The organism is Actinocatenispora comari (genome assembly GCF_017312725.1).
GTDB lineage: Bacteria > Actinomycetota > Actinomycetes > Mycobacteriales > Micromonosporaceae > Actinocatenispora > Actinocatenispora comari.
This window is the reverse complement of the sequence record NZ_BOPO01000009.1, coordinates 18,814-40,412: the sequence shown is the minus strand read 5'-3', so window position 1 is coordinate 40,412 and position 21,599 is coordinate 18,814. Positions and strand designations below refer to the sequence as shown.

Sequence of the window (21,599 nt, the reverse complement as noted above, 5' to 3'; positions counted from 1 at the left end):
TTTTTGTCCAAGATAGTTTTCTGCCTTGGTCACGTGCGGGATATGATCGCGCCATGGACACGGACACCGAGGGGCTGCGAGCGCGCAAGAAGCGGCGCACCCGGCAGGCGATCTCGGACGCCGCGATCGCGCTGATCCTCGACCGCGGCTTCGACAAGGTGTCGGTCGCCGACATCGCCGCCGCCGCCGAGATCTCCAAGCCGACCCTGTTCGCGTACTTCCCGACCAAGGAGGACCTGGTCCTCGACCGCATCGACGATCACCGGGACGAGGCGGCCCGGGTGGTGGCGCAGCGCGGCGACCAGCCACCACTGGCCGCCCTGCACGCGCACCACCGCGCCCTGCTGGACGCCCGGGACCCGGTCACCGGGCTGTGCGACGAGCCGGACTCGGTGCGGTTGCGCGAGATCATCTACGGCACCCCGAGTCTCGCCGCACACCTGCTGCGGTACGCCGCGCGCAGCGAGCGGGCGCTGGCCGACGCGCTGGTGCGTACCGCCGGGGTCGACGAGGTCACGGCCGCGATCGCCGCCGCCGCGATCAACGCGGTGCAGCTGACCCTCGCCGAGCGCAACCACCGGGCGGTGGTCGCCGGGACCAGCGCGGACGACCGGTACCCGGCCGCGGTGCACGCCGCCGACCGTGCCTTCGCCCTGCTCGGCGCCGGGCTGGCCGACGAGCTGGCGGCGCCCGCGGGCACCGAACCAGCCTGACCGCTGCCCGCGTCGCCGGCCGGCGGACACCTCCGGCCGCCCGCCGGGTGCGTCGACCGCGCCGCCGGGCATGTTGCGGGCGCCGCCTCGGCGGTGGCCGGGTGGCGGCGGGTCAGTGTTCGCGCGGCCGGTTCGGCTCGGCGTCGGGCGACTGCGTCGCATCCGCGGCGGGTTCGACAGCGGGTTCGGCGGCCGACCCGGGCTCGGGCGGGTCCGCGTCGGGCTTGCCGCTGACGAACTCCTGCACCGCGATCTTGGCCCGGATCAGCGGCTTGCGGATGCGTTCCTCCCGGCGCCGGGCGCGCCGCAGCTTGCGCGGCCGCTTGCCGTACCGCCAGCGGGCCCACGGCGCGTCCGGGCGGCTGAGCCGGATCGCCCCGATGATGGTCAGCAGCGGGATGAAGATGCCCACCAGGCCGGTCCAGATCTTGCCCTTGAGCAGGGTGATCACCACCAGCGCCAGGTTGACCAGGGTGTAGCCGGCGCCGATCAGCCAGCCGCCGAGTCCCGGGTACAGGGCGCGGGCGTCGCTGACGTCGCTGACCCCGATCGGGGTGACCCGCAACAGGATCAGCCCGGTCACCGCGATCGCGGCGAACACCGCGTCGATGGAGGTCCGGCCGGCCTTCGCCCAGTACACGTCGTCCAGGTGCAGGATCAGCGCGAACTCGTCGAGCACCAGCGCCGCGCCGATTCCGAACAGCGCCGCGACCCCGGCCCGCCAGCCGATCAGGTTGTCCGGTAGCGCCAGCCCGATCACGCCGCCGACCAGCATGAACACCACCCCGAACACGACGTGGTGGATGTGCGTACCGCCCGGGGTCACGTTGCCCGGCCACCACCGCACCTGGGCCCGGATCATCCGCACGCTGAACCGGATGAACAGGAATCCGACCACGAAACCGCAGAAGAAGCAGAACAGCGGCAGCCGACCGGTTTCGACGATCGAGTCGTGGAACCAGCGCCCCATCCCCGCTCACCCACCCGGTCCGGGTCGGCGCCGACCGCCGCATGCACCTGCCATGGGGCTGTTCTTACCGTCGAGGACGGCCCCGGTCGGCCGGAACGGTCAGATTCCCGCCTCCAGCGGCAGCCGGCGGCCCAGCACCGCGAACGGACGCTCGTCGCCGGGGAAGCGGAAGTGCCGCAGCACGTCGACGAACCCGGTGCGCCGGTAGAGCCGCCAGGCCCGGGACGACTCGTACGGCGCCTCCGGCGTGGACAGCAGCACGGTGGCCTCGGTGGCCCCGTCGAGCAGCGCGGTCAGCTGCGCGTACCCCCGGCCGTGGCCCTGCGCGTCCGGCCGGACGTGCAGCTCGACCAGCTCGAAACAGTCCGCCAGCCAGAACTTCGCCGCCTCCGCCGGCAGCCCCGAGGCGACCTGCTCGTGCCACCACTGCCCGGTGCCGGACCGGTAGCCGTACCCGAACCCGAGCAGCCGGTCGTCGTTGTCCAGGCTGGCCACCGCCCGGAAGCCGCGGTAGTGGGTGTGCGCGGCGACGAAACCGCGCCGCGCCGCGACCAGATCCGGCGGGTAGTCCATGGCCTCCGCGTACACCGTGAGGACGTCGTCGATGCGGGCGAGCAGGTCCTCCGGGGCCCAGTGCACGAGGGTCATGGCGGCAGGCCGTTCCTTCCGGTGGATCGAGGTGCAGCCGGCGCGGCTGTGCTGTGACCGTACCTTGGGCGGATCAACCACGAACCGTTGCCGCACGGCTCACTCGGCGTGCCGGTCGGCCCGCACGTCGATCAACCCGAGCGCGGCCCGCACGTACCGCAGCGACTGCTCGGCGGTCAGCCCGAGCCGGCTGGTCTGCACCGCGTAGGAGTCGGCCAGCTCGCGCGCCCGCTGCGCGGTGTGGTTGCCGCCGGCGGCCACGTAGGTGCCGCCCCGGCCGCGGGTCTCGACGATGCCCGAGGTCTCCAGCTCCCGGTAGGCGCGGGCCACCGTGTTCGCCGCCAGTCCCAGTTCGCCGGCGAGCGCGCGCACCGTCGGCAGCCTGGTACCGGCGGGCAGCTCACCGCTGCCGGCCAGCTGCGCGAGCTGCCGGCGCAGCTGCTCGTACGGCGGCAGCGCCGAGTTGGGCTCCACCTTCAGCCGCATCGCGTCCCCTGCCCTCGTGGCGGCAGTACCGGCTCATTCTGGCAGTAGCGGCGCCCGGTGTCCGTCCCGAAACGCGGTGCGAACACACATCCGGTCGCCGGTGGCGGGCGCGCTACCGTGCTCGAATGCAGACCACGACGACACCAGACCCGTTGCCGCTGCCGGCACCCGACGCCGACTGGGCCGCGTTCGTGCAGCGTCGGGCGGCCGACAACCTGGCCGCGGCGCGCGCCGGCGTCGAGCAGCTGGCCGCCCGCGCCGCCGAGGACCCGGCCACCGACGACCCGGCCGAGGTCATGGCGCGGTGGAACGACATCGGCGTCGCCATCGACAACGTGGCCCAGCTGGGCGAGCTGCTCGCGCAGACCCACCCGGACGAGGCGGTCCGCACCGCCGCCGAGACCTGCCAGCAGGACGCGGACCGGCTCGCCACCGAGATCGGCCTGGATCCCCGGCTGTACCGGGTGCTCGCCGCGGTCGACGCCGGCGCGCTGGACGACGCCGGCCGGCGGGTGCTGGAGCGCAGCCTGCGCGACTTCCGCCGGGCCGGCGTCGACCAGCCCGACGAGGTACGCGACCGGCTGCGCGCGCTCGCCGAGCGCCAGGTGCAGCTGGGGCAGCGGTTCGACAAGAACATCCGGGACGACGTGCGGTCGATCCGGATCGAGCCGGAGCGGCTGGCCGGGCTGCCCGCCGACTACCGGGCCGCGCACCCGGCCGACGCCGACGGCCTGGTCACCGTCACCACCGAGTACCCGGACTACCAGCCGTTCAAGACGTTCGCCACCGACGCCGCCGCGCGCCGGGCGCTGACCGTCGAGTTCCTCAACCGGGCCTGGCCGGCCAACGACGCGGTGCTGACCGAACTGCTCGCGGTGCGCGCCGAACAGGCCCAGCTGCTCGGCTACGCCGACTGGGCCGACTACGACGCCGAGGTCAAGATGGTCGGCTCCGGCGCCGCGATCGCCGGGTTCATCGACCGGGTCGTCGCCGAGGCGCAGGGCCCGGCCGACCGCGACCGGCAGGTGCTGCTGGACCGGTTGCGGGCCGACGACCCGGCGGCGACCGGCATCGACGCCGCCGACAACGCGTACTACGCCGAGGTGGTCCGGCGCGAGCGGTTCGACGTGGACGCCACGAACGTCCGCCGCTACTTCGACTTCCCGGCGGTACGGGCCGGGCTGCTCGCCGTCACCGGCCGGCTGTTCGGCCTGCGGTACCAGGAGGTGACCGGCGCGGGCGCCTGGCACGCCGACGTGGCCAGCTACGACGTGTACGCCGGCGAGCAGCTGCTCGGCCGCATCCACCTCGACCTGCACCCGCGGCCCGGCAAGTTCTCGCACGCGGCGATGTTCCCGCTGGTGTCCGGGATCGCCGGCCGGCAGCTGCCGGAGGGCGTGCTGCTGTGCAACTTCCCGCGCGGGCTGATGGAGCACTCCCAGGTGGTGACGCTGTTCCACGAGTTCGGCCACCTGGTACACCACGTGCTGGCCGGCCGGCACGGCTGGGGCCGGTTCTCCGGCGTGGCCACCGAGTGGGACTTCGTCGAGGCGCCCTCGCAGATGCTGGAGGAGTGGGCCTGGGACCCGGAGGTGCTGGGCAGTTTCGCGGTGGACGAGACCGGTGAGCCGATCCCGGCCGAGCTGGTCGCGCGGATGCGGCAGGCCAACGACTTCGGCAAGGGCTACTTCGCCCGCACCCAGATGTTCTACACCTCGCTGTCGTACCTGCTGCATCACGAGAAGGTCGACGACATCACCGCGTTCAGCCAGCAGTTGCAGCGGCGGGTCGACGCGTTCGACCCGATCGACGGCACCCACTTCCACGCCGGGTTCGGCCACCTGGTCGGCTACACGTCGGCGTACTACACGTACATGTGGTCGCTGGTGATCGCGAAGGACATGTTCTCCGCGTTCGATCCGGGCAACCTGTTCGACGCGGAGGTGGCCGGCCGCTACCGCGACCGGGTGCTCGCCGCCGGCGGCAGCGACGACGCCGCGGTGCTGGTCGAGCGGTTCCTCGGCCGGCCGTACACGGTGGACGCGTTCAGCGCCTGGCTGGCCCGCTGACCCGTGGGGTGGCCGGCGACGCCGCCGGCCACCCCACCACGATCGGTCCGTCCCGGGCCGCTGCCGCACCGGGTCACCGGGTCGCCGGGTCACCAGGTCACCGGGAGCTCCTCGACGCCGCTGACCAGGACGTGCCGCCAGCGCAGCCGCTCCGCCGGTACGGCCAGCCGCAGCCGCGGGCAGCGCGCCGCCAACGCCCGCAGCGCCTCCTGCAGCTCCACCCGGGCCAGGTGGGCGCCGAGACAGAAGTGCGGGCCGATGCCGAACGCGAGGTGCCGGCCGGGTTCGCGATCGAGCACCACCTCGTCCGGCCGGTCGAACGCGCGCGGATCCCGGTTGGCGGCGGCGATCGCGGCCATCACCCCGTCGCCGGCGCGCACCGTGACCCCGGCCAGCGGTACGTCGACGGTGGCCACCCGCAGCTGGCCGACCTCGCTGAGTCGGGTGTGCCGCAGCAACTCCTCCACCGCGGTCTCGATCAGCTCCGGCTCGGCGACCAGCCGGTCCCAGTGCGCCGGCTCGCGCAGCAGCGTGGCGACGAAGCTCGCGAGCTGGTTCGCCGTCGTCTCGTGCCCGGCGACCAGCAGGTTCATCCCGAACGCGACGAGCTCGTCGGTGCTGAGCGCGTCGTCGCCGGCGTCGCCGGCCAGCTCGGTCAGGATGTCGTCGCCGACACCCGGACCGTCCGCCACCAGCCCGGCCAGGTAGCCGGTCAGCGCGTCCATCGCCCCCTGCACCTGCTCGGCCTGCGCCGGGACCAGGCTGTACGCCAGCTCCGTCCAGGCCCGGAACCGGTCGCGGTCGTCGTACGGCACGCCCAGCAGCTCGCAGATCACCTGGATCGGCAGCGGCAGGGCGAGCGCCGCGCGCAGGTCGCCCGGCGCACCGGCGGCGACCATCCGGTCCACCAGGTCGCCGGCCAGCCCGGCGATCCAGCCCCGCCGCTGCTCGATCCGCCGGCGCGAGAACACGCCCGACACCAGGCCGCGCAGCCGGGTGTGCGCGGGCGGATCGGTGGTCGGCAGCGTGCCGGGCAGCGGCGAGGACACGGCCACCCGGGGCGCACCCGGCGCCACCGTGCCGGCCCGGGAGAAGCGCGGATCGGTCAGCACCGTGCGCACGTCGTCGTACCGGGTGACCAGCCAGACCACCGAGCCGGCGATGGTGCGTACCCGGGTGATCGGCTGCTGCTCGCGCAACCGCGCCCACTCCGGATCGGGGTCGAACCGGAAGCTGTCCGGGAGCGGGATCTCCGGAACGTGCGGGCATCCCTCGTTGCCGGCAGGCATGGCCATGGGTGGTACCTCCTCCGAACGGCCGGCAGGTCCGAATAAGGCTAGCCTGATCAGACGGTGGGAAACGGATTTTTCGGGCGCCAGGGGCGCGCCTGGTCGTGTCGCCCGGTCCGGTTGTTGCGCTCCGCCGGCAAACGCGCTTTACTGGAGCGGTGTTCGAACAGGTGTTCGAACGCTCTCGGTGAGGTGAATCGCGGCACCGACCCGAGAGGCGCGGTCTCCGTCCTGCCTGCCGACCAGACCCCCAGGTGGGTGGGCGGGGCCCGTGGCCGGCCGGTCGGCCGGGCGAGGTGAGGGGAAGCATCCCGCCCGCCCGGCCGGTGCCCGGTGCCGCACTTCCCCTGCGGCTCGGGTCGGTGGTCCGCCACCGCGGCATGCAGCGCTGTCGCGGCCGCTTCGTCGGCTGCGCCGGCTTGGTCGGCCTGGGCCGGCTGCGCCGGGTCTGCCGGTTCGCCGGCTGCGTCGTCGAGCCGGTTTCGCCGGCTCCGTCGGCGTACCGGCTCACTGCCGGACCGATCGCGAGCGAAGGGGAACAACCGACATGGCAAGAATGCACAGGCCCGGTTCCGTGGCACCGGCCGTTGCCGGGCGCGCCGCGGCGGAGCTGCCGACGATCCCCGCCCACGTGATGCCGCACCGGTCCGCCCACGAGTTGCTGGCGCTGGCCCGGCGCGGGCTGATCGAGGCGGCGGAGACCCGCTCCGACGGCCAGCGATACGCCACCGCCCATCTCGCCGCGCTGCGCGCGGCCGCGGCCGTGCTGGTGTCCCGGGCCAGACCCACCCCGGCCCGGCGCCGCCGGCCCACCAACGTGTGGGCACTGCTGTCGGCCGTGGCGCCGGAACTGTCGCAGTGGGCGGACCGGTTCGCCGCCGGTGCCGCCAAGAGATCCGCCGCCGAGGCGGGCCTGCGGGTGGTCAGCACGGTCGAGGCCGACGATCTGCGCGCCGACGCCGAACGGTTCGTCGCGGTGGTCGAGCTGTCGCTCGGCCTGCCGCACCAGCCGCTGATCACCGCCAGGGCGAGCTGACCACCGGCGGCACGGCCTTCCGGCCGCTGACCGGTACCACGTCGCCCGGGGCCAGCCACCGCTGGTGGCGTGTCCCGGGGCCAGGGCGGTGCCGGTGGGGAAGCGTTGGTCGGGCCCGTGTGGGGGCTCGGGTCGTGCCGTGCCGCCGGTCTCATCCGTAGCTGTCCGATCACGGTGTCCGTCCGGTGGCGCTGCCTGTCCGGTGGTGCTGCCGGTCCGGCGGTGCTGCCTGTCCGGCGGTGCGGCCTGTCGGCTGGGGCTACCTGTCCGGCAGCGCCGTCCAGCGGTGCCGTGCAGCGGTGCTGTGCAGCGGTGCCGTCCAGCCGGTCGCCGTGTCGTGCCGCGGTTCGCGGCCGACCGATCCTGCTTCGCGGCTGACGGCCCGGACGACCGGTTCGGGACGGCGGGTCGCCAGTGCGCGCGGTGGGCAGGGCCGTGCGGGGTAGTACACAACGGGGGAAGAGATGAGAGGCGAGGCCGTCCGGCCCGCCGGCGGTGCGGTACGTGGACCCGCGCCGGCGCAGCTGCTGCGCTCCGGCGCCGTTCGTTCGGCCGCCACGATCCACCATCGCATCGGCCGGGTCCTTCCGGTGTACCCGCCGCTGCGGCAACTGCTGCCCGACGGCGGGCTGCGGCGGGGCAGCGTGCTGTCGGTGGCCGCCGCGATCGGCGGCACCTCGCTGATGTTCGCGCTGCTGGGTGCGGCGTCCCAGCAGGGCGAATGGTGCGCCATGGTGGGGTTGCCGAACGTCGGCGTGGTCAGCGCCGCCGAGTTCGGGGTGGCCCCCGAACGCCTCGCCCTGGTACCGGACCCCGGACACCACTGGTGGCCGGTGGTCGGTGCGCTGCTGGACGGGTTCGGGCTGGTGGTGGCGCGGCCGGCCGGGACGGTGCCGGTGGGGCAGGCGCGCCGGCTCGCGGCCCGGGCCCGGCAGCGTGGCGCCGTCCTGGTGGTGCACGGCGACTGGCCGGGCGCCGACGTGTCGCTGCGCTGCACGGATCCGGTCTGGGAGGGGCTGTCCGACGGGCGCGGCCGGCTCCGGCGACGCACCCTGACGGTGCGGGCCACCGGCCGGGGCGCCGCGGCCCGGCCTCGCTCGGCCCGGCTGCTGCTGCCGGCGGGCCGGCTCGGCGAAGCGTCTGTGGTGGCGGCCTTCGCCGCCACCACAGACTACGGTTCGCCTGCTGGGACGGGGGCGGCGATCGGTGCCGGGGCTGCCGCCAGGGACTACGGTTCGCCTGCTGGGACGGGGGCGTCGATCGGTGCCGGGGCTGCCGCCACGGACTACGCGTTGGCCGGGGCGGGCAGTGCCGGGGCCGCGGGCGTCGCTGGCGCCGAATCCGGTGCGGTGACCGGCATCGAAGCGACCGGCGGTGCCGGGTCGGGTGGCCGGGTGGCGGGCGGTGCCGGGATGGGGCAGCCCACCGACGCCGGTACGCAGTCCGCAGGTCCGGCCGGGGCCGAGGCGGTGGGCTGAGGTGGATCCGATCCGCACGCTGGTGCTCTGGTGCCCGGACTGGCCGGTTGCCGCGGCCTTCACCGACCACCGCGACGCCGGGATCGAGCTGGCCGAGCACCGGCCGGTGGCGGTCATCGACGCCGGTAGCGTGATCGCCTGCTCGCAGTTGGCCCGCGCCGAGGGCGTCCGGCGCGGGCAGCGGCGGCGCGACGCCCAGGCCTGCTGCCCGGAGCTGATCGTGGTACCGCACGACCCGGTGCGTGACGTGCGGGTGTTCGAACCGGTGGCCGACGCGGTCGCCGAACTCGCCGCCGGCGTCGAGGTGGTACGGCCGGGGGTGGCGGCGCTCGCGGCCCGGGGCCCGGCCGGGTACCTGGGTGGCGAGGCGACCGCGGCCGAGCGACTGGTCGATCACGTCGCCACCAGCTGCGAGGTGGAGGCGCAGGTCGGCATCGCGGACGGGGTGTTCGCGGCGACGCTGGCAGCCCGGGCCGGCGTGCTGGTCGAGCCGGGTGACACGCCGGCGTTCCTGGCCGAGCTGGACGTGCGGGTGCTGGCCCGGCCGGAGCTGGTGGGGCTGCTGCGCCGGCTCGGCATCCGTACCCTCGGTGCGTTCGCCGCGCTGCCGGCCGGTGACGTGCTGGCCCGGTTCGGGTTCGACGCGGCGGTGGCGCACCGGCTGGCCGCCGGCCGGGAGCAGCGGCTGCTCGCGCCCCGGTCGGTGCCGCCAGAGCTGTCGGTACGCGAGGAGTTCGACGATCCGGTGGCGCGGGTGGACACCGCCGCGTTCCTGGCCCGGTCGCTGGCCGAGCGGCTGCACGAGCGGCTGACCGCGCACGGCCTGGGCGCCACCCGACTGACCATCGTCGCCGGTACCGGCAACGGGGAGCAGCTGGAGCGCACCTGGCGCTACGACGGGCTGCTCGGGCCGGCGGAGATCGCCGACCGGGTCCGCTGGCAGCTGGAGGGGTGGCTGACCCGCGCGGGCCGGCCGACCGCCGGGGTCACGACGCTGTGCCTGGTCCCGGACGGGCTGGTCGAGCACGCCGGCTTCCAGCGCCGGTTGTGGGGCGAGCCGGGCGACGAGGGGGCCGACGCGCGCCGGTCGATCACGCACGTCCAGGGGCTGTTGGGGCCGGCCGGGGTGCTGGCCCCGGTGCTCGGCGGCGGCCGGTCGCCGACCGAGCTGACGCGGCAGGTGCCGTTCGGCGACGAACGGGTACCGGCGTTGCCGCCGGCGCCGTGGCCCGGGCGGCTGCCGATGCCGGCGCCGGCGGACGTCGCGGCGGCCGGTGCCGCCGTGCTGGCCGCCGACGGGGTGCCGATCGGGGTGACCGGCCGGCACCAGATCACCGCGTCGCCGGCGACGGTGGCGGTCGGTACCGGTGCGCCGGCGGCGGTGCTGTCCTGGGCCGGGCCGTGGCCGGCGGAGGAGCGCTGGTGGCAGCCCGGCGAGGCGCGGCGGCTGGCCCGCATCCAGGTGTCGCTGGCGGACGGCCGGGCCCTGCTGCTGGCGTGCTCGGACGGCCGATGGCGGGTGGAGGCGAGCTATGACTGATTATCTGTCCACAGTGGAGTGTGTAGGTCACGACGGGGACGGGGTGCGCTGATGGGGTGGCACAATCCGCCGATCTCGTGGGCGGAGTACCGCCGCCGCCTGGTCGGCGGCCGGTCCCCGGACGACCCCGAGCCGTCGGGTGACCGCAAGCCGGCGGACGACCCCGAACCGTCGGGCGATGTCGAACCGTCGGGCGATCGCCACCCCGCGCACGGCCGCAAGCCGGTGGGGGGTCCCCAGCCGTCGGCTGATCTCGAGTCGCCCGAGGGGACCCGGCCATCGGGTGGCCTCGGGTCGCCGGGTGCCGGGGGAGAGGCCGGGGGAGAGCGGTACGGCACGGAACCGGTGGGCGGTGGCCGCACCCGGCGGCGTGACCGCCGGCTCCGGGCGCTGCCCGGCGCCGGCACCGACCGGTACGACGTGGACCGGCCCGGTGCCGTTCGGGCCGGTGGCGACCGGAACGGTACGAACGGTGGGCGGGCGGCGGTGCCGCCGGGGGCGTTTCGACGGGCCGGCCGGGTCCGGCCGGTACCGTACGCGGAGCTGCACTGCCACACCAACTACAGCTTCCTGGACGGGGCGAGCCCGCCCGGGCAGTTGGCCGAGCAGGCGGCCAGGCTGGGGCTCGCCGGCCTCGCGGTCACCGACCACGACGGGTTCTACGGCGTGGTCGATTTCGCCGAGGCGGCCCGCGACCACGGGCTGGCCACGGTGTTCGGTGCCGAGCTGACCCTGGCCGCGGCGCCGGTGGCGTCCGGCCCGAACCAGGATCCGGCCGGCGAGCACCTGCTGGTGCTGGCCCGGGGCGCGGAGGGCTACCGGCGGCTGGCCACCGCGATCAGCGAGGCGCACCTGCGTGGTGGCCGGAAGGGCCGCCCGGTGTACGACCCGGCACAGCTGGCGGAGCTCGGCCGGGGCCACTGGTGGGTGCTGACCGGTTGCCGCAAGGGTGCGGTACCGGCGGCGCTCGCCGCGGCGGGCCCGGGTGCGGCGATGGCGGACGGGCGGGATGCGGCGGAGGCGCGGCTGCGGGAGCTGGTCGCCATGTTCGGCGCCGACCGGGTGGCGGTGGAGCTGACCGACCACGACCGGCCGGACGACGACGACCGCAACGAGATCCTCGCGGAACTGGCGCAGCGGCAACGGTTGCCGGTGGTGGCGACCGGCAACGTGCACTACGCCCGGCCGGCGGACGGGCGGCTGGCGGCGGCGCTCGCGGCGGTACGGGCGCGCTGCTCGCTGGACGAGCTGGCCGGCTGGCTGCCCCCGGCCGGCGCGGCGTTCCTGCGCAGCGGCGCGGAGATGGCGGCCCGGTTCCGCGGCTGGCCCGGCGCGGTGGAGTCCACTGTGGACATCGCCGCGGACTGCGCGTTCGACCTGCGGTTGGTGGCGCCCCGGTTGCCCGACTTCGACCTGCCGGCCGACGTCGACTCGGAGATGGCCTACCTGCGCCGGCTCACCTACGACGGCGCGGCCGAGCACTACGGCTCGGCCGCGCAGCATCCGGGTGCGTACGAGCAGATCGAGCACGAGCTGGCGATCATCGACGAGCTCGGCTTCCCCGGGTACTTCCTGGTGGTGTGGGACATCGTGCGGTTCTGCCGGGAGAAGGGCATCCTGTGCCAGGGCCGGGGATCGGCGGCCAACTCCGCGGTCTGCTACGCGCTGGGCATCACCGCCGCCGACCCGATCGCCTACGACCTGCTGTTCGAACGGTTCCTCGCGCCGGAACGGGACGGGCCGCCGGACATCGACATCGACATCGCGTCGGACCGCCGCGAGGAGGTCATCCAGTACGTCTACACCAAGCACGGCCGCCGGCACGCCGCCCAGGTGGCGAACGTGATCAGCTACCGGCCACGGATGGCGGTGCGGGACGCGGCCGCCGCGCTCGGCTACTCGCCCGGCCAGCGGGACGCCTGGAGCAGGAGCCTGGACGGGCATGCGTCCACTGTGGACGGTGAGGGGATTCCGGGTCAGGTGATCGAGCTGGCCGACCGGATGCTCGGCTTCCCCCGGCACCTGGGCATCCACTCCGGCGGGATGGTGATCTGCGACCGGCCGGTCAGCGAGGTGTGCCCGGTCGAGCACGCCCGGATGCCCGGCCGCACCGTGCTGCAGTGGGACAAGGAGGGCTGCGCGGCGATCGAACTGGTCAAGTTCGACCTGCTGGGGCTCGGCATGCTCACCGCGCTGGGCGAGGCGTTGCGGCTGGTCGGCCAGCACCACGGCGAGCGGTACACGTTGCACGAGCTGCCGATCGAGGACGAGGGCGTCTACCAGATGCTGTGCGAGGCCGACTCGGTCGGGGTGTTCCAGGTCGAGTCGCGGGCGCAGATGGCCACGCTGCCCCGGCTCAAGCCGAAGTGCTTCTACGACCTGGTGGTGGAGGTGGCGCTGATCCGCCCCGGCCCGATCCAGGGCGGCTCGGTGCACCCCTACCTGGACCGCAAGAACGGCCGGCAGCCGAAGACGATCCCGCATCCGTTGATGGAGCGGGCCCTGGGCAAGACCCTGGGCGTACCGCTGTTCCAGGAGCAGCTGATGCAACTGGCGATGGACGTGGCCGACTTCGGCCCGGCCGAGGCCGACCGGCTGCGCCGGGCGATGGGCTCGAAGCGCTCCACCGAGCGGATGGAGCAACTGCGCCGCCGGCTGTACGAGGGGATGGCCGGCAACGGCATCACCGGCGAGCTGGCCGACGAGATCTTCACCAAGCTGTCCGCGTTCGCCAACTTCGGCTTTCCCGAGAGCCACGCGATCAGCTTCGCGTTCCTGGTGTACGCCAGCGCCTACCTCAAGCGGTACTACCCGGCCGCGTTCTGCGCCGCGCTGCTCAACGCCCAACCGATGGGGTTCTACTCGCCGCAGACGCTGGTCGCCGACGCGCGCCGGCACGGCGTGGCGATCCTGCGGCCGGACATCAACTCCTCCGGCGCCGGCGCGACGCTGGAGGGCCGGCAGCGCACCGACCCGGCCGCCGGCCGGCAGCGCACCGACCCGGCTACCGGCCGGCAGCGTGCGGACCCGGCCGCCGGCCGGCAGTGCGCCGATCCGGCCGCCGGCCGGCAGTGCGCAGCGCCGGCACCGAAGAAGGCGCCGAAACGGCAGTGGGGCGTGGCCGGCCCGGCGGTACGGCTGGGCCTGTCGGCGGTGCGCGGCGTCGGCACCGAGCTGGCCGAGAAGATCGTGGCCGAGCGGCAGGAGCGCGGCCCGTACCGGGACCTGATCGACCTGGCCCGGCGTACCGGGCTGGGCACGGCGGCGCTGGAGGCGCTGGCCACCGCCGGCGCGTTCGGCGGGATCGGGCTGACCCGGCGGCAGGCGCTGTGGGCGGCCGGCGCCGCCGCCACCGAACGGCCCGACACCCTGCCCGGTACCGGCAGCGGGGCCGCCGCGCCGACGCTGCCCGGAATGGACGCGGTGGAGCGGATCGCGGCCGACGTGTGGGCGATCGGACTGTCCACCGACAGCCATCCGGCCGAGTTCGCCCGGGACCGGCTGGACGCCGCCGGCGCGCGCCGCATCGGTGAGCTTGCCGGCGTCGCCGACGGCGACCGGGTCACCGTCGGCGGGGTGGTCACGCACCGGCAGCGGCCGTCGACCGCCGGCGGCGTCACGTTCGTCAACCTGGAGGACGAGACCGGCATGCTCAACGTGATCTGCTCGCCCGGGGTGTGGCGGGCGCACCGGCGAACCGCGCGCACGGCGCCGGCGATGCTGGTCCGGGGCCGGCTGGAGCGTGCCGACGGGGTGACGAACCTGGTCGCCGAGCGGATCGCGCCGCTGTCGCTGTCGGTCCGCACCGCCTCCCGCGACTTCCGCTGACGCCACCGCCCCGGTGCCAGGGCGACCGGCCGGTGCCGGGCCGCCGCCACCGGTGCGGCCACCGGTACCAGCACCCGCATCGACGCTGCCACCAGCATCGGCGCCGCCACTCACCCTTCCACCGCCACCGGCACTGATACCGGTGACAGGGTCACCGGTCGGCGGCCGCCGCGCGGAGCAGGGTCGGGTCCACGTCCGGAACCGCCCAGCGCGGGTTGGGGCCGGCGGCGACGAGCCGCGTCACGAAGCCGGCGGCTTCCTCGACCTGCCTGGCGGCGGCGAGCCCGCCGAGCACCGCGGACCGCGCGCCCAGGTCCGCGACCAGCGAGGTGACCCGGTCGAGCGGGTCGGCGCCGTCACCGCAGATCGCGACGATCGGGGACGCGTCGGCCTCGCCGGTGAACGGCCACGACGCCCCGGCGAACAGGTGCAACGCCTTCACCACGTGGGCGCCGGCCGCGACCCGGGCGACGAGTTCGGCGGCCGAACCGGTCTCCGGAAGCAGGCGGCCGGTCGCGTAGTCCACCGGATTGGTGCAGTCGACGACCGTCTTGCCCGCCAGCGTTCCCTCGGGACCGCCGACGAGCCGCAGCGCCTGCTCCAGCCCGTCCCAGGCGATCGCCACGACGGCGACATCGATCCGTGCGGCGAACCGTCCCGGGAGGGCCGAGGTCGCGGTCGTCCCGATCTGTTTCGCGGCGGCCGCGGCCCGGCCCGGGTCCCGGCCGGTGACCACGATCGGGTGCCCGGCGGTCGACCACGCCCGGCCCAGTGCGACAGCCAGGTTCCCGGTCCCCAACATTCCGATCTGCACGTCGGTCTCCTTCGTCTCGTGCGGTGTCGACGGAAACGCTAGGAGCCGCGTTCCTACCGATCGGTAGGAACGCGGTCGTAGGCTGGAACGGTGAACCAGGACGGCTGCGAGACCTTCGTCTCGGACTGCCAGGTACGAGCCGCGGTCGAGCTCATCGACCACACGTGGGACCCGGTGGTCCTGTCCGCGCTGCGGCGGGGACCGACCCGGCGCAGCGTGCTGCTGGAGCGCATCGCCGGGGTCAGCGACAAGGCGCTGACCGAATCCCTGCGCCGCCTGACCGCGCGCGGCCTGGTGGCGCGGATGCCGAACGGCTCGCGCCGGGACGCGGCCCGCTACGAGCTCACCGCGCTGGGAACGTCGTTCGCCGACGGCCCGCTGGCGCAGCTCGCCGGGTGGGCGGCCGAGCACCAGGAGGAGCTGGCCGCGACGTCCCGAACCTAGTTGTCCACTGTGGACTCTTCGGGTTCCGGTGGGAGCAGGCGGAACCGCAGCTCGGTGGGGATCAGCAGGGTGGCGAACCGCGGCGCCACCGGCAGCGGCCGTACCGCGGGGGTGTAGTCGCGGGCGATCAGCGCGGTGAGCAGGGTCAGCTGCAGCATGCCCAGCCGGGCGCTCAGCCGGCTGCCCGGCCCGGCGCCGAACGGCAGGTACGCGTGGCCGTGCGCGCCGAGCGCGAGGAACCGCTCCGGGCAGAACCGGTCGGGTTCGTCCCAGCGGCGCGGGTCGCGGTGCATCAGGTACGGGCTGATCAGCACCTGCTCGCCCGGCTCCAGCCGCCAGCCGGCCACCTCCACCGGCTCGGCCACCTGCCGCGACACCAACCAGGTCGGCGGGTAGAGCCGCAGCACCTCCCGCACCGTCGCCGCGGTGTAGGCCAGGCGGTCCGGCTGGGCGGTCTCGGCCACCTCGGCCAGCCCGTCGGCTGCCTCGCACCGGATCCGCCGGCAGGTCTCCGGATGCTCGGCGAGCGTGGCGACCAGCCAGCACAGCGCGGTACCCGGTACCGCGTGCATGCCGGCCAGCGTGGTCAGCAGCGCCCGGCTGGTGGCGGTGCGGCCGGCGTCTTCGGCGCGTACCTGGTCGAGCAGGTCACCGGGCGACTCCGGCGGCGGCTGGTCGAGCCGTTCGGTCACCGCGCGGGTCAGCGCCGCGGACAGCGCCCGGTCGGCCGCGCGCAGCCGGCGCCGCCGCGGGTCCGGTATCCAGCGTGGCAGCTGCAGGCCCGAGTCGAGCACCGCGACCAGCGCCAGCGCCGACTCGGCGATCGCGCCGGACAGCTCGGCGTCCGGCCAGCCGGGCCGACCCAGGCAGAAGTCGGCGACCGCGATCGCGGACAGCCGCTGCAGCGCGGACACCCCGGGCAGGGTGCGCTCGGCGAGCGTGGCCAGCGCGTGCGGGAACGTCTCGACCAGCCGGCCGGCGTGCGCGGCGAGCATCGGGGTGGTCAGCTCCCGGGCCGCGGCATCGCGGGCCGCCGGCCAGTCGGCGAGCGGCGCCCGCCCGCCGGGTCGGGCGCCGGACAGCAGCATCCCCTCGGCCCGGAACCGCTGCTGGGAGTCGGCCAGGATCCGCCGGGCCCGGTCCGGGTCGCACACCACCACGGTGCCGGCGTCGAGCCGGAACACGTCGCCGTACTGCTGCTGGCAACGTTGCAGGAAGCCGATCCGGTCGTGCTGGTAGGCGCGTTCGTTGCCGGCCAGTGCGCTGCCCCTCGGCCCCGGCAGGGCTCGTGTCGTCGCCACGGCCACCCCCTCGCCCTTGGCGTGCCGGTCGACCGCCACGCACCGCCCTGCGCGCGACCGGGCGTCCCGCGGACCCGCGCCGTCCGGTCCGCAACCACCCATGATCCTCATCACGCGCGTCCTCTTCGTACCGAGATCTCTGGCCACAGTCAATCCGTCACGCACTGTGTCGCTCGCAACGCGATACCCGGTTGCCCGCGGTCGCGCGGGCTGGCACCATCGGCCGGCCGATCTCGGCGGCCGGCCGTGCCGACCGTCTCGCCCGGGAGCCACGGCGGCCGGGGTCTCGGTGGGGCGGCTGGCCGGCCGCTCCCGCCGCGTGGCTGTGGCCGACCAGACCCGGCGGTACGGAAGGGTGCCGGCCCGCGGCGCGTTGCCGCCGGTGTGAGCTACCGAGAGATCGACGCGGTGGTGATCGGCGCCGGTCAGGCCGGCCTGTCGACCGCCTACCACCTGCGCCGGGACGGGGTGGGGTTCGTGCTGCTCGACCACGCCGGCGGGCCGGGCGGCGCCTGGCGGTCCCGGTGGGACTCGCTGGTGCTCGGCCGCACCCACCGCATCCACGACCTGCCCGGGATGCCGCTGCCGGCCGCGGACCCGGACGTGCCGGCCTCGCGGGTGGTGGCCGACTACTTCGGCGCGTACGAGCGGCGCTTCGAGCTGCCCGTGCGCCGGCCGGTCGACGTACGGTCGGTGCGCCGCGGCGACGAGCGGCTGCTGGTCGACACGTCCGCCGGCGGCTGGGCGGCGCGCGCGGTGGTCAACGCCACCGGTACCTGGGAGCGGCCGTACTGGCCGGCCTATCCGGGCCGGGCGAGCTTCACCGGCCGGCAGCTGCACACCGCCGACTACCGCAGCGCCGACGAGTTCGCCGGCCGGCACGTGGTGGTGGTCGGCGGTGGCGCGTCGGCGACCCAGCTGCTCGCCGAGATCTCCGCGGTGACCAGTACCACCTGGGTGACCCGCCGCCCGCCGGTGTTTCGCGACGGGCCGTTCGGCGACGAGCTGGGCCGGGCCGCGGTCGCCGAGGTGGACCGCCGGGTACGGGCGGGGCTGCCGCCGGGCAGCGTCGTCTCGGTGACCGGGCTGGTACCCGACGAGCAGGTCCGGGCCGCGATGCGACGCGGCGCGCTGCACCGGCTGCCGATGTTCGACCGGATCACCCCGACCGGCATCGCCTGGGACGAGCCGGTGGAGGGACACCGAGAACTCGCCGCCGACGTGATCCTGTGGTGCACCGGTTTCCGTCCGGTGCTGAGCCATCTCGCCCCGCTGCGGTTGCGCGAGCCGGGCGGCGGCATCCGCGTCGAGGACACCCGGGCGGCGGCCGAGCCGCGGCTGTTCCTGGTCGGGTACGGGCCGTCCGCGTCGACCATCGGCGCGAACCGGGCCGGCCGGGTCGCCGCACGCGGCGTCCGTGCCCTGCTGCCCACCCCGGCCACCGCCGCCGCCTGACCGCCGACCCCGGCCATCGCCGACCCGGCCACCGCCTGACCGCCGACCGCGATGGCCTCGCCGGGGCGGTGCGCCCGCCGGCGCGCTGCGGCAGGCGCGCCGATGCTCGTGGCCGCCGCCCGTTCCCGCCGGCGGGGGCCGGTCAGCCGGCGCGCAGCTGGACGTGGATCTGCCGGGGCCCGGTGAGGGCCTGGTGGGTGCGCAACGCCAGCCGGTACTCGTCGCCGACCGGGCGCTGCCGGTACCGGTCGTGCCGGCGGGCCCAGCGATCGGCGTCGGCGAACCAGTCGTGCTCCGCGATCGGGGTGTCGGTGACGATCGCGGTGCGTACCGCGGCCAGGTAGCGCGCCCAACGCGGCCGGTACACGTCGCGCACCAGCCCGTCCCACTCCCGGTTGGCGTAGTCGCGCAGTCCGCCGTCCACCGACGCGGTCCGGTCACCCCACACGGTGAGCAGGCTGCGCTGGTCGAACTCCAGCCGGTCCGCCTCGGCCTGGTCGCCGCCGGCGGCCCGGGCGCTCGCCAGCCGCGGCCCGAGCAGCAGCTCCGGCCGGGTCGACACCAGGTCGCCGAGCAGGTCCAGCAGCGCCAGCCAGGCCGCGGCGAGCTGGTCGAACACCACCAGGTCGGCGTCGGTGTACGCCTGGTGCAGCTGCGGGAGCAGCGCCCGCCCGTGGTTGTCGATGGTCTGCCGGGCCACGTCGACCAGGTCCGCCCGGTACGCCGCCCCGGTGCGCAGCCGCGGCGCGACCCGCAGCAGCGCCGGCAGGGCCGCGTCGAACGCGGCCGGGTCGTACTGGACGGTGCTCGGCGACCAGGCCGCGCCGGAGGTGGCGGTCAGGCTCGGCTGCGCGCCGAACAGGCCGTCCTGCGGTTCGGCGCTGTCGCCGCCGATCGCGTACGCGGTGTCGCGCAGCGCGGCCCAGGCCGCCGCGGCGTGGGTGTCGGCGGCACCGTAGCGGCGCCGCGCGTAGTCGGCGTAGTACGCCGGCAGCTCGATCCGGCCGGTGTGCCAGCCGAGCGCGCCGAACAGGTCGAGGTTCGCGTCCGAGGTGCGGTTGGCCTCCGGCATCAGCGCGATGCCGGCCAGCGCGCCGTTCGGCTTGGCCTGCCAGCGGTGGTACTTGTCGACCCAGGTCGCCGCGGCGCCGCCCAGCGTCGACTTGCCGCCGTAGTTGTAGATGGTGCCGAACGCGTACGGCGTGTTCGACCAGTCGGTCTCCCGGTCGACGGCGGCGGACCGCTCCGCGAGCCCGTCCACGATCAGCATCCTGGACCGGTCGACCGCCGCGAGGGTGGCCGGCAGCGGATTGCGCTGCCAGCCCAGGATGACCCAGGTCGCGCCCGGGTGCGCCCGCCGCAGTGCCCGCTCCACCGCCGCCGACGCGGCCCCGACCGGTACGTCGCCGGCGCTGCCGCCCTCGTGCAGCAGATCCATCTTGTACATCGAGGAGGCGCCGAACCGGCGGGCCTGGTTGGCGTAGAACACCGCCGCGACGTCGGCGAAGACCTCGCCGCGCGGGTCCAGCCAGCCGGGCCGGTCGAAGCCGCACCACCGTCCCTGCGGTACCACCCGGGCGGCCGGGTTGCGGGCGGCGAAGTCCGGCGGCACCGTGCCGAAGTAGCCGGGCAGCACCGGGGTCATGCCGAGCGACCGGACGTGGTCGAGCACCTGGCCGGCGAGCGCCGCGCGCCGCCGCACCAGCCCCTCCGACATCGGTCCGCCGAAGCCGGACATGTTCTGCAGCAGCCACCACGGCTGGTGCGCCGGGCCGGGGATCCAGTCCAGCAGCTCGGCCGCGGAGTAGCCGAACGCCTGCAGCGTCTCCAGGTAGACCGCGTCGGTGCCGAGCCCGACCAGTACCTCGTTGAAGCCGTGCGCGGCGAGCACGTCCAGGTCGCGCCGCCAGGCCGGGAACCCGGCGTCCGGATCGGTGTAGCCCTCGTACGTGTCGTTGCCGGCGAACCGGTGCGGCACCGCCGCGGTCGCCTCGATCGCACCCACCGGAGCCGGCAGCCGGCGCGGCAGCGCCAGGTTGTCGGCGGTCCACCAGACCCCCGCGGCCAGCGTGCCCAGGTAGCGCTGCACCCCGGCGAGCGCGGTCGCCCCGCTGGTCGCCGCGACCACCAGGCGCCCGTCGACGCCGTCCACCCGGTACCGGTCGACACCACCGGCGAGCCGGTGCTGGTCGGTACCACCGGCGAGCCGGTGCGGGTCGGTACCACCGGCGAGCCGGCGCAGGTCGATCTGGTCGGCGTACCGGTCGCCGAGCAGCCGGCGCAGCGCGGCGTCGGCCGCCGCGAACGACGGTGCCGCGTCCGCCGCCGCCGGGGTCGCGGCCAGCCCGGCGGCCACGCCGGCGCCGGCCGCCGCGGCGAGCACGCTCCTGCGTCGCACCATCGCGTCCTCCGAGACTCCAGTCGCCACGCCGAGGCCCGCACGACAGGACCCGCCGGTGCGCATCGAATGCGAACAACGTATCGATGACCATCGTCTCGTGTCACGTTGCCGCCGTTCGTCCGGTCCGTACGCTCCCCGCTCCGGGCGGTCGGCGGGCCGGCCGTGTCGGTCCGGGGCCGGGCCGCCGCACCGGTAGGCTCGACGAGCACGGGGCCGACGTCGCGCGCCACGGACCTGCGCGGCGGCCGCCGGAGAGACTGTGGGGGCCTTCGATCGAGCCGGTCGGGGCGCGGCCGATCATGGGATTCCGCAACAGTCTCTGAGGACGATCGGGAGGGCCAGTGACCGTGGAACGCAGCCTGGTGCAGTCGACGCCACGCACCGCGGTGGTGTGGCAGGTGCTGCGTGCGGAGTTGGCCGCCCGGGACGGCGAGCTGCTGTCCGTGGTCGACGTCGGCGGCGGTACCGGCGGGTTCGCGGTGCCGCTCGCGGTGGCCGGCCACCACGTCACGGTCGTGGATGCGAGCCCCGACGCGCTCGCCGCGCTGAGCCGCCGGGCCGCCGACGCCGGCGTCGCGGACCGGATCACCGGGTTGCAGGGCGACGCCGGCGACCTGCCGTCGCTGGTGCCGGCCGGCAGCGTCGACCTGGTGCTGTGCCACAGCCTGCTGGAGGTGGTGGACGCGCCCGAGTGGGTCGCCGCCGCCCTCGCCGGCGCGCTGCGGCCGGGCGGCGCGGTCAGCGTGCTGGTCGCGAACCGGGCCGCCGCGGTGCTGTCCCGCGCGGTCGGCGGTCACCTCGCCGCGGCCGCCGCGCTGCTGCGCGACCCGGACGGCAGCACCGGCGTACGGGACACCCTGCAGCGCAGGTTCGACACCACCTCGGCGACGGCGCTGCTGTCCACCGCCGGCCTGGTGGTGGAACGCGTGCACGGCGTCCGGGTGGTCGCCGACCTGGTGCCGGGCGCGCTGCTGGACGCCGAACCGGGCGCCACCGAGGCGCTCGCCGCGTTCGAGCTCGCGGTGGCCGGGCAGCCGCCGTACCGGGAGATCGCCACCCAGCTGCACCTGCTCGCCCGCCGCCCGGTCGGCCATGCCGACGCCACTGGCCCGGTCGGCCATGCCGAC

General features: G+C 75.4%; 16 protein-coding genes. 9 read left to right on the top strand and 7 right to left on the bottom strand.

The window, feature by feature from the left end:
• Positions 1-53 precede the first annotated feature (53 nt).
• Positions 54-713, top strand: coding sequence for a TetR family transcriptional regulator (locus NUM_RS05110; protein ID WP_207123385.1), 660 nt, complete (start codon positions 54-56; stop codon positions 711-713).
• Positions 714-825: 112 nt separating this feature from the next.
• Here the strand turns inward: NUM_RS05110 and NUM_RS05105 are convergent, their stop codons facing one another.
• The 3 genes from NUM_RS05105 to NUM_RS05095 all read right to left on the bottom strand — a co-directional run bounded on the left by NUM_RS05105 (position 826) and on the right by NUM_RS05095 (position 2,817).
• Complete coding sequence (locus NUM_RS05105; RefSeq protein ID WP_207123384.1) at positions 826-1,683, bottom strand: hypothetical protein; 858 nt, start codon at positions 1,681-1,683, stop codon at positions 826-828.
• Between the two features lie 99 nt (positions 1,684-1,782).
• Positions 1,783-2,331 (bottom strand): GNAT family N-acetyltransferase, encoded by a 549-nt coding sequence (locus tag NUM_RS05100; RefSeq protein ID WP_207123383.1) that lies wholly within the window; start codon positions 2,329-2,331, stop codon positions 1,783-1,785.
• A gap of 99 nt (positions 2,332-2,430) precedes the next feature.
• Positions 2,431-2,817, bottom strand: coding sequence for a GntR family transcriptional regulator (locus tag NUM_RS05095; RefSeq protein WP_207123382.1), 387 nt, complete (start codon positions 2,815-2,817; stop codon positions 2,431-2,433).
• 125 nt (positions 2,818-2,942) lie between these two features.
• Here NUM_RS05095 and NUM_RS05090 point away from each other — a divergent pair, with 125 nt between their 5' ends.
• On the top strand, positions 2,943-4,886 hold the full coding sequence (locus NUM_RS05090; RefSeq protein ID WP_207123381.1) for a M3 family metallopeptidase: 1,944 nt from the start codon (positions 2,943-2,945) through the stop codon (positions 4,884-4,886).
• A gap of 89 nt (positions 4,887-4,975) precedes the next feature.
• On the opposite strand, the gene NUM_RS05085 is transcribed toward NUM_RS05090, so the two are convergent.
• A complete protein-coding gene (locus NUM_RS05085; protein ID WP_207123380.1) occupies positions 4,976-6,181 on the bottom strand; it encodes a cytochrome P450 in 1,206 nt (401 codons plus the stop codon).
• Positions 6,182-6,731: 550 nt separating this feature from the next.
• On the opposite strand from NUM_RS05085, the gene NUM_RS05080 reads away from it, so the two are divergent.
• The 4 genes from NUM_RS05080 (at position 6,732) to NUM_RS05065 (ending at position 14,057) form a co-directional block, all read left to right on the top strand.
• The gene (locus tag NUM_RS05080; RefSeq protein ID WP_207123398.1) at positions 6,732-7,211 is read left to right on the top strand and encodes an SAV_6107 family HEPN domain-containing protein; all 480 of its coding nucleotides are present in this window, start codon (positions 6,732-6,734) and stop codon (positions 7,209-7,211) included.
• Positions 7,212-7,675: 464 nt separating this feature from the next.
• Positions 7,676-8,689 (top strand): hypothetical protein, encoded by a 1,014-nt coding sequence (locus NUM_RS05075; RefSeq protein WP_207123379.1) that lies wholly within the window; start codon positions 7,676-7,678, stop codon positions 8,687-8,689.
• 1 nt (position 8,690) lies between these two features.
• A complete protein-coding gene (locus NUM_RS05070; protein WP_207123378.1) occupies positions 8,691-10,229 on the top strand; it encodes a DNA polymerase Y family protein in 1,539 nt (512 codons plus the stop codon).
• Between the two features lie 51 nt (positions 10,230-10,280).
• Entirely contained in the window at positions 10,281-14,057 is a 3,777-nt protein-coding gene (locus tag NUM_RS05065) for an error-prone DNA polymerase (RefSeq protein WP_207123377.1), read from the top strand.
• A gap of 151 nt (positions 14,058-14,208) precedes the next feature.
• On the opposite strand, the gene NUM_RS05060 is transcribed toward NUM_RS05065, so the two are convergent.
• Complete coding sequence (locus NUM_RS05060; RefSeq protein ID WP_225918339.1) at positions 14,209-14,871, bottom strand: NADPH-dependent F420 reductase; 663 nt, start codon at positions 14,869-14,871, stop codon at positions 14,209-14,211.
• A gap of 90 nt (positions 14,872-14,961) precedes the next feature.
• On the opposite strand from NUM_RS05060, the gene NUM_RS05055 reads away from it, so the two are divergent.
• Positions 14,962-15,315 (top strand): winged helix-turn-helix transcriptional regulator, encoded by a 354-nt coding sequence (locus tag NUM_RS05055; RefSeq protein WP_207123376.1) that lies wholly within the window; start codon positions 14,962-14,964, stop codon positions 15,313-15,315.
• Here NUM_RS05055 and NUM_RS05050 read toward each other — a convergent pair.
• The gene (locus NUM_RS05050) at positions 15,312-16,616 is read right to left on the bottom strand and encodes a cytochrome P450 (RefSeq protein WP_207123375.1); all 1,305 of its coding nucleotides are present in this window, start codon (positions 16,614-16,616) and stop codon (positions 15,312-15,314) included. The two genes, NUM_RS05055 and NUM_RS05050, sit on opposite strands and share 4 nt — an antisense overlap.
• Before the next feature lie 384 nt (positions 16,617-17,000).
• Here NUM_RS05050 and NUM_RS05045 point away from each other — a divergent pair, with 384 nt between their 5' ends.
• The gene (locus NUM_RS05045) at positions 17,001-18,071 is read left to right on the top strand and encodes an NAD(P)-binding domain-containing protein (RefSeq protein WP_207123374.1); all 1,071 of its coding nucleotides are present in this window, start codon (positions 17,001-17,003) and stop codon (positions 18,069-18,071) included.
• Between the two features lie 142 nt (positions 18,072-18,213).
• Here NUM_RS05045 and NUM_RS05040 read toward each other — a convergent pair whose 3' ends face one another.
• Entirely contained in the window at positions 18,214-20,472 is a 2,259-nt protein-coding gene (locus NUM_RS05040; protein ID WP_207123373.1) for an alpha-N-acetylglucosaminidase, read from the bottom strand.
• Between the two features lie 341 nt (positions 20,473-20,813).
• Between NUM_RS05040 and NUM_RS05035 the strand changes: the two genes are divergently transcribed.
• Positions 20,814-21,599: methyltransferase domain-containing protein (locus tag NUM_RS05035; protein WP_370466928.1), on the top strand; the 786-nt coding region annotated here is incomplete at its 3' end.

Bases quoted from the DNA above. Each gene is read 5' to 3' on its own strand.
- NUM_RS05040 (WP_207123373.1), bottom strand. From the start codon at position 20,472: ATGGTGCGACGCAGGAGCGTGCTCGCCGCGGCGGCCGGCGCCGGCGTG.
- NUM_RS05085 (WP_207123380.1), bottom strand. From the start codon at position 6,181: ATGGCCATGCCTGCCGGCAACGAGGGATGCCCGCACGTTCCGGAGATC.
- NUM_RS05075 (WP_207123379.1), top strand. From the start codon at position 7,676: ATGAGAGGCGAGGCCGTCCGGCCCGCCGGCGGTGCGGTACGTGGACCC.
- NUM_RS05110 (WP_207123385.1), top strand. From the start codon at position 54: ATGGACACGGACACCGAGGGGCTGCGAGCGCGCAAGAAGCGGCGCACC.
- NUM_RS05080 (WP_207123398.1), top strand. From the start codon at position 6,732: ATGCACAGGCCCGGTTCCGTGGCACCGGCCGTTGCCGGGCGCGCCGCG.
- NUM_RS05100 (WP_207123383.1), bottom strand. From the start codon at position 2,331: ATGACCCTCGTGCACTGGGCCCCGGAGGACCTGCTCGCCCGCATCGAC.
- NUM_RS05105 (WP_207123384.1), bottom strand. From the start codon at position 1,683: ATGGGGCGCTGGTTCCACGACTCGATCGTCGAAACCGGTCGGCTGCCG.
- NUM_RS05090 (WP_207123381.1), top strand. From the start codon at position 2,943: ATGCAGACCACGACGACACCAGACCCGTTGCCGCTGCCGGCACCCGAC.
- NUM_RS05065 (WP_207123377.1), top strand. From the start codon at position 10,281: ATGGGGTGGCACAATCCGCCGATCTCGTGGGCGGAGTACCGCCGCCGC.
- NUM_RS05095 (WP_207123382.1), bottom strand. From the start codon at position 2,817: ATGCGGCTGAAGGTGGAGCCCAACTCGGCGCTGCCGCCGTACGAGCAG.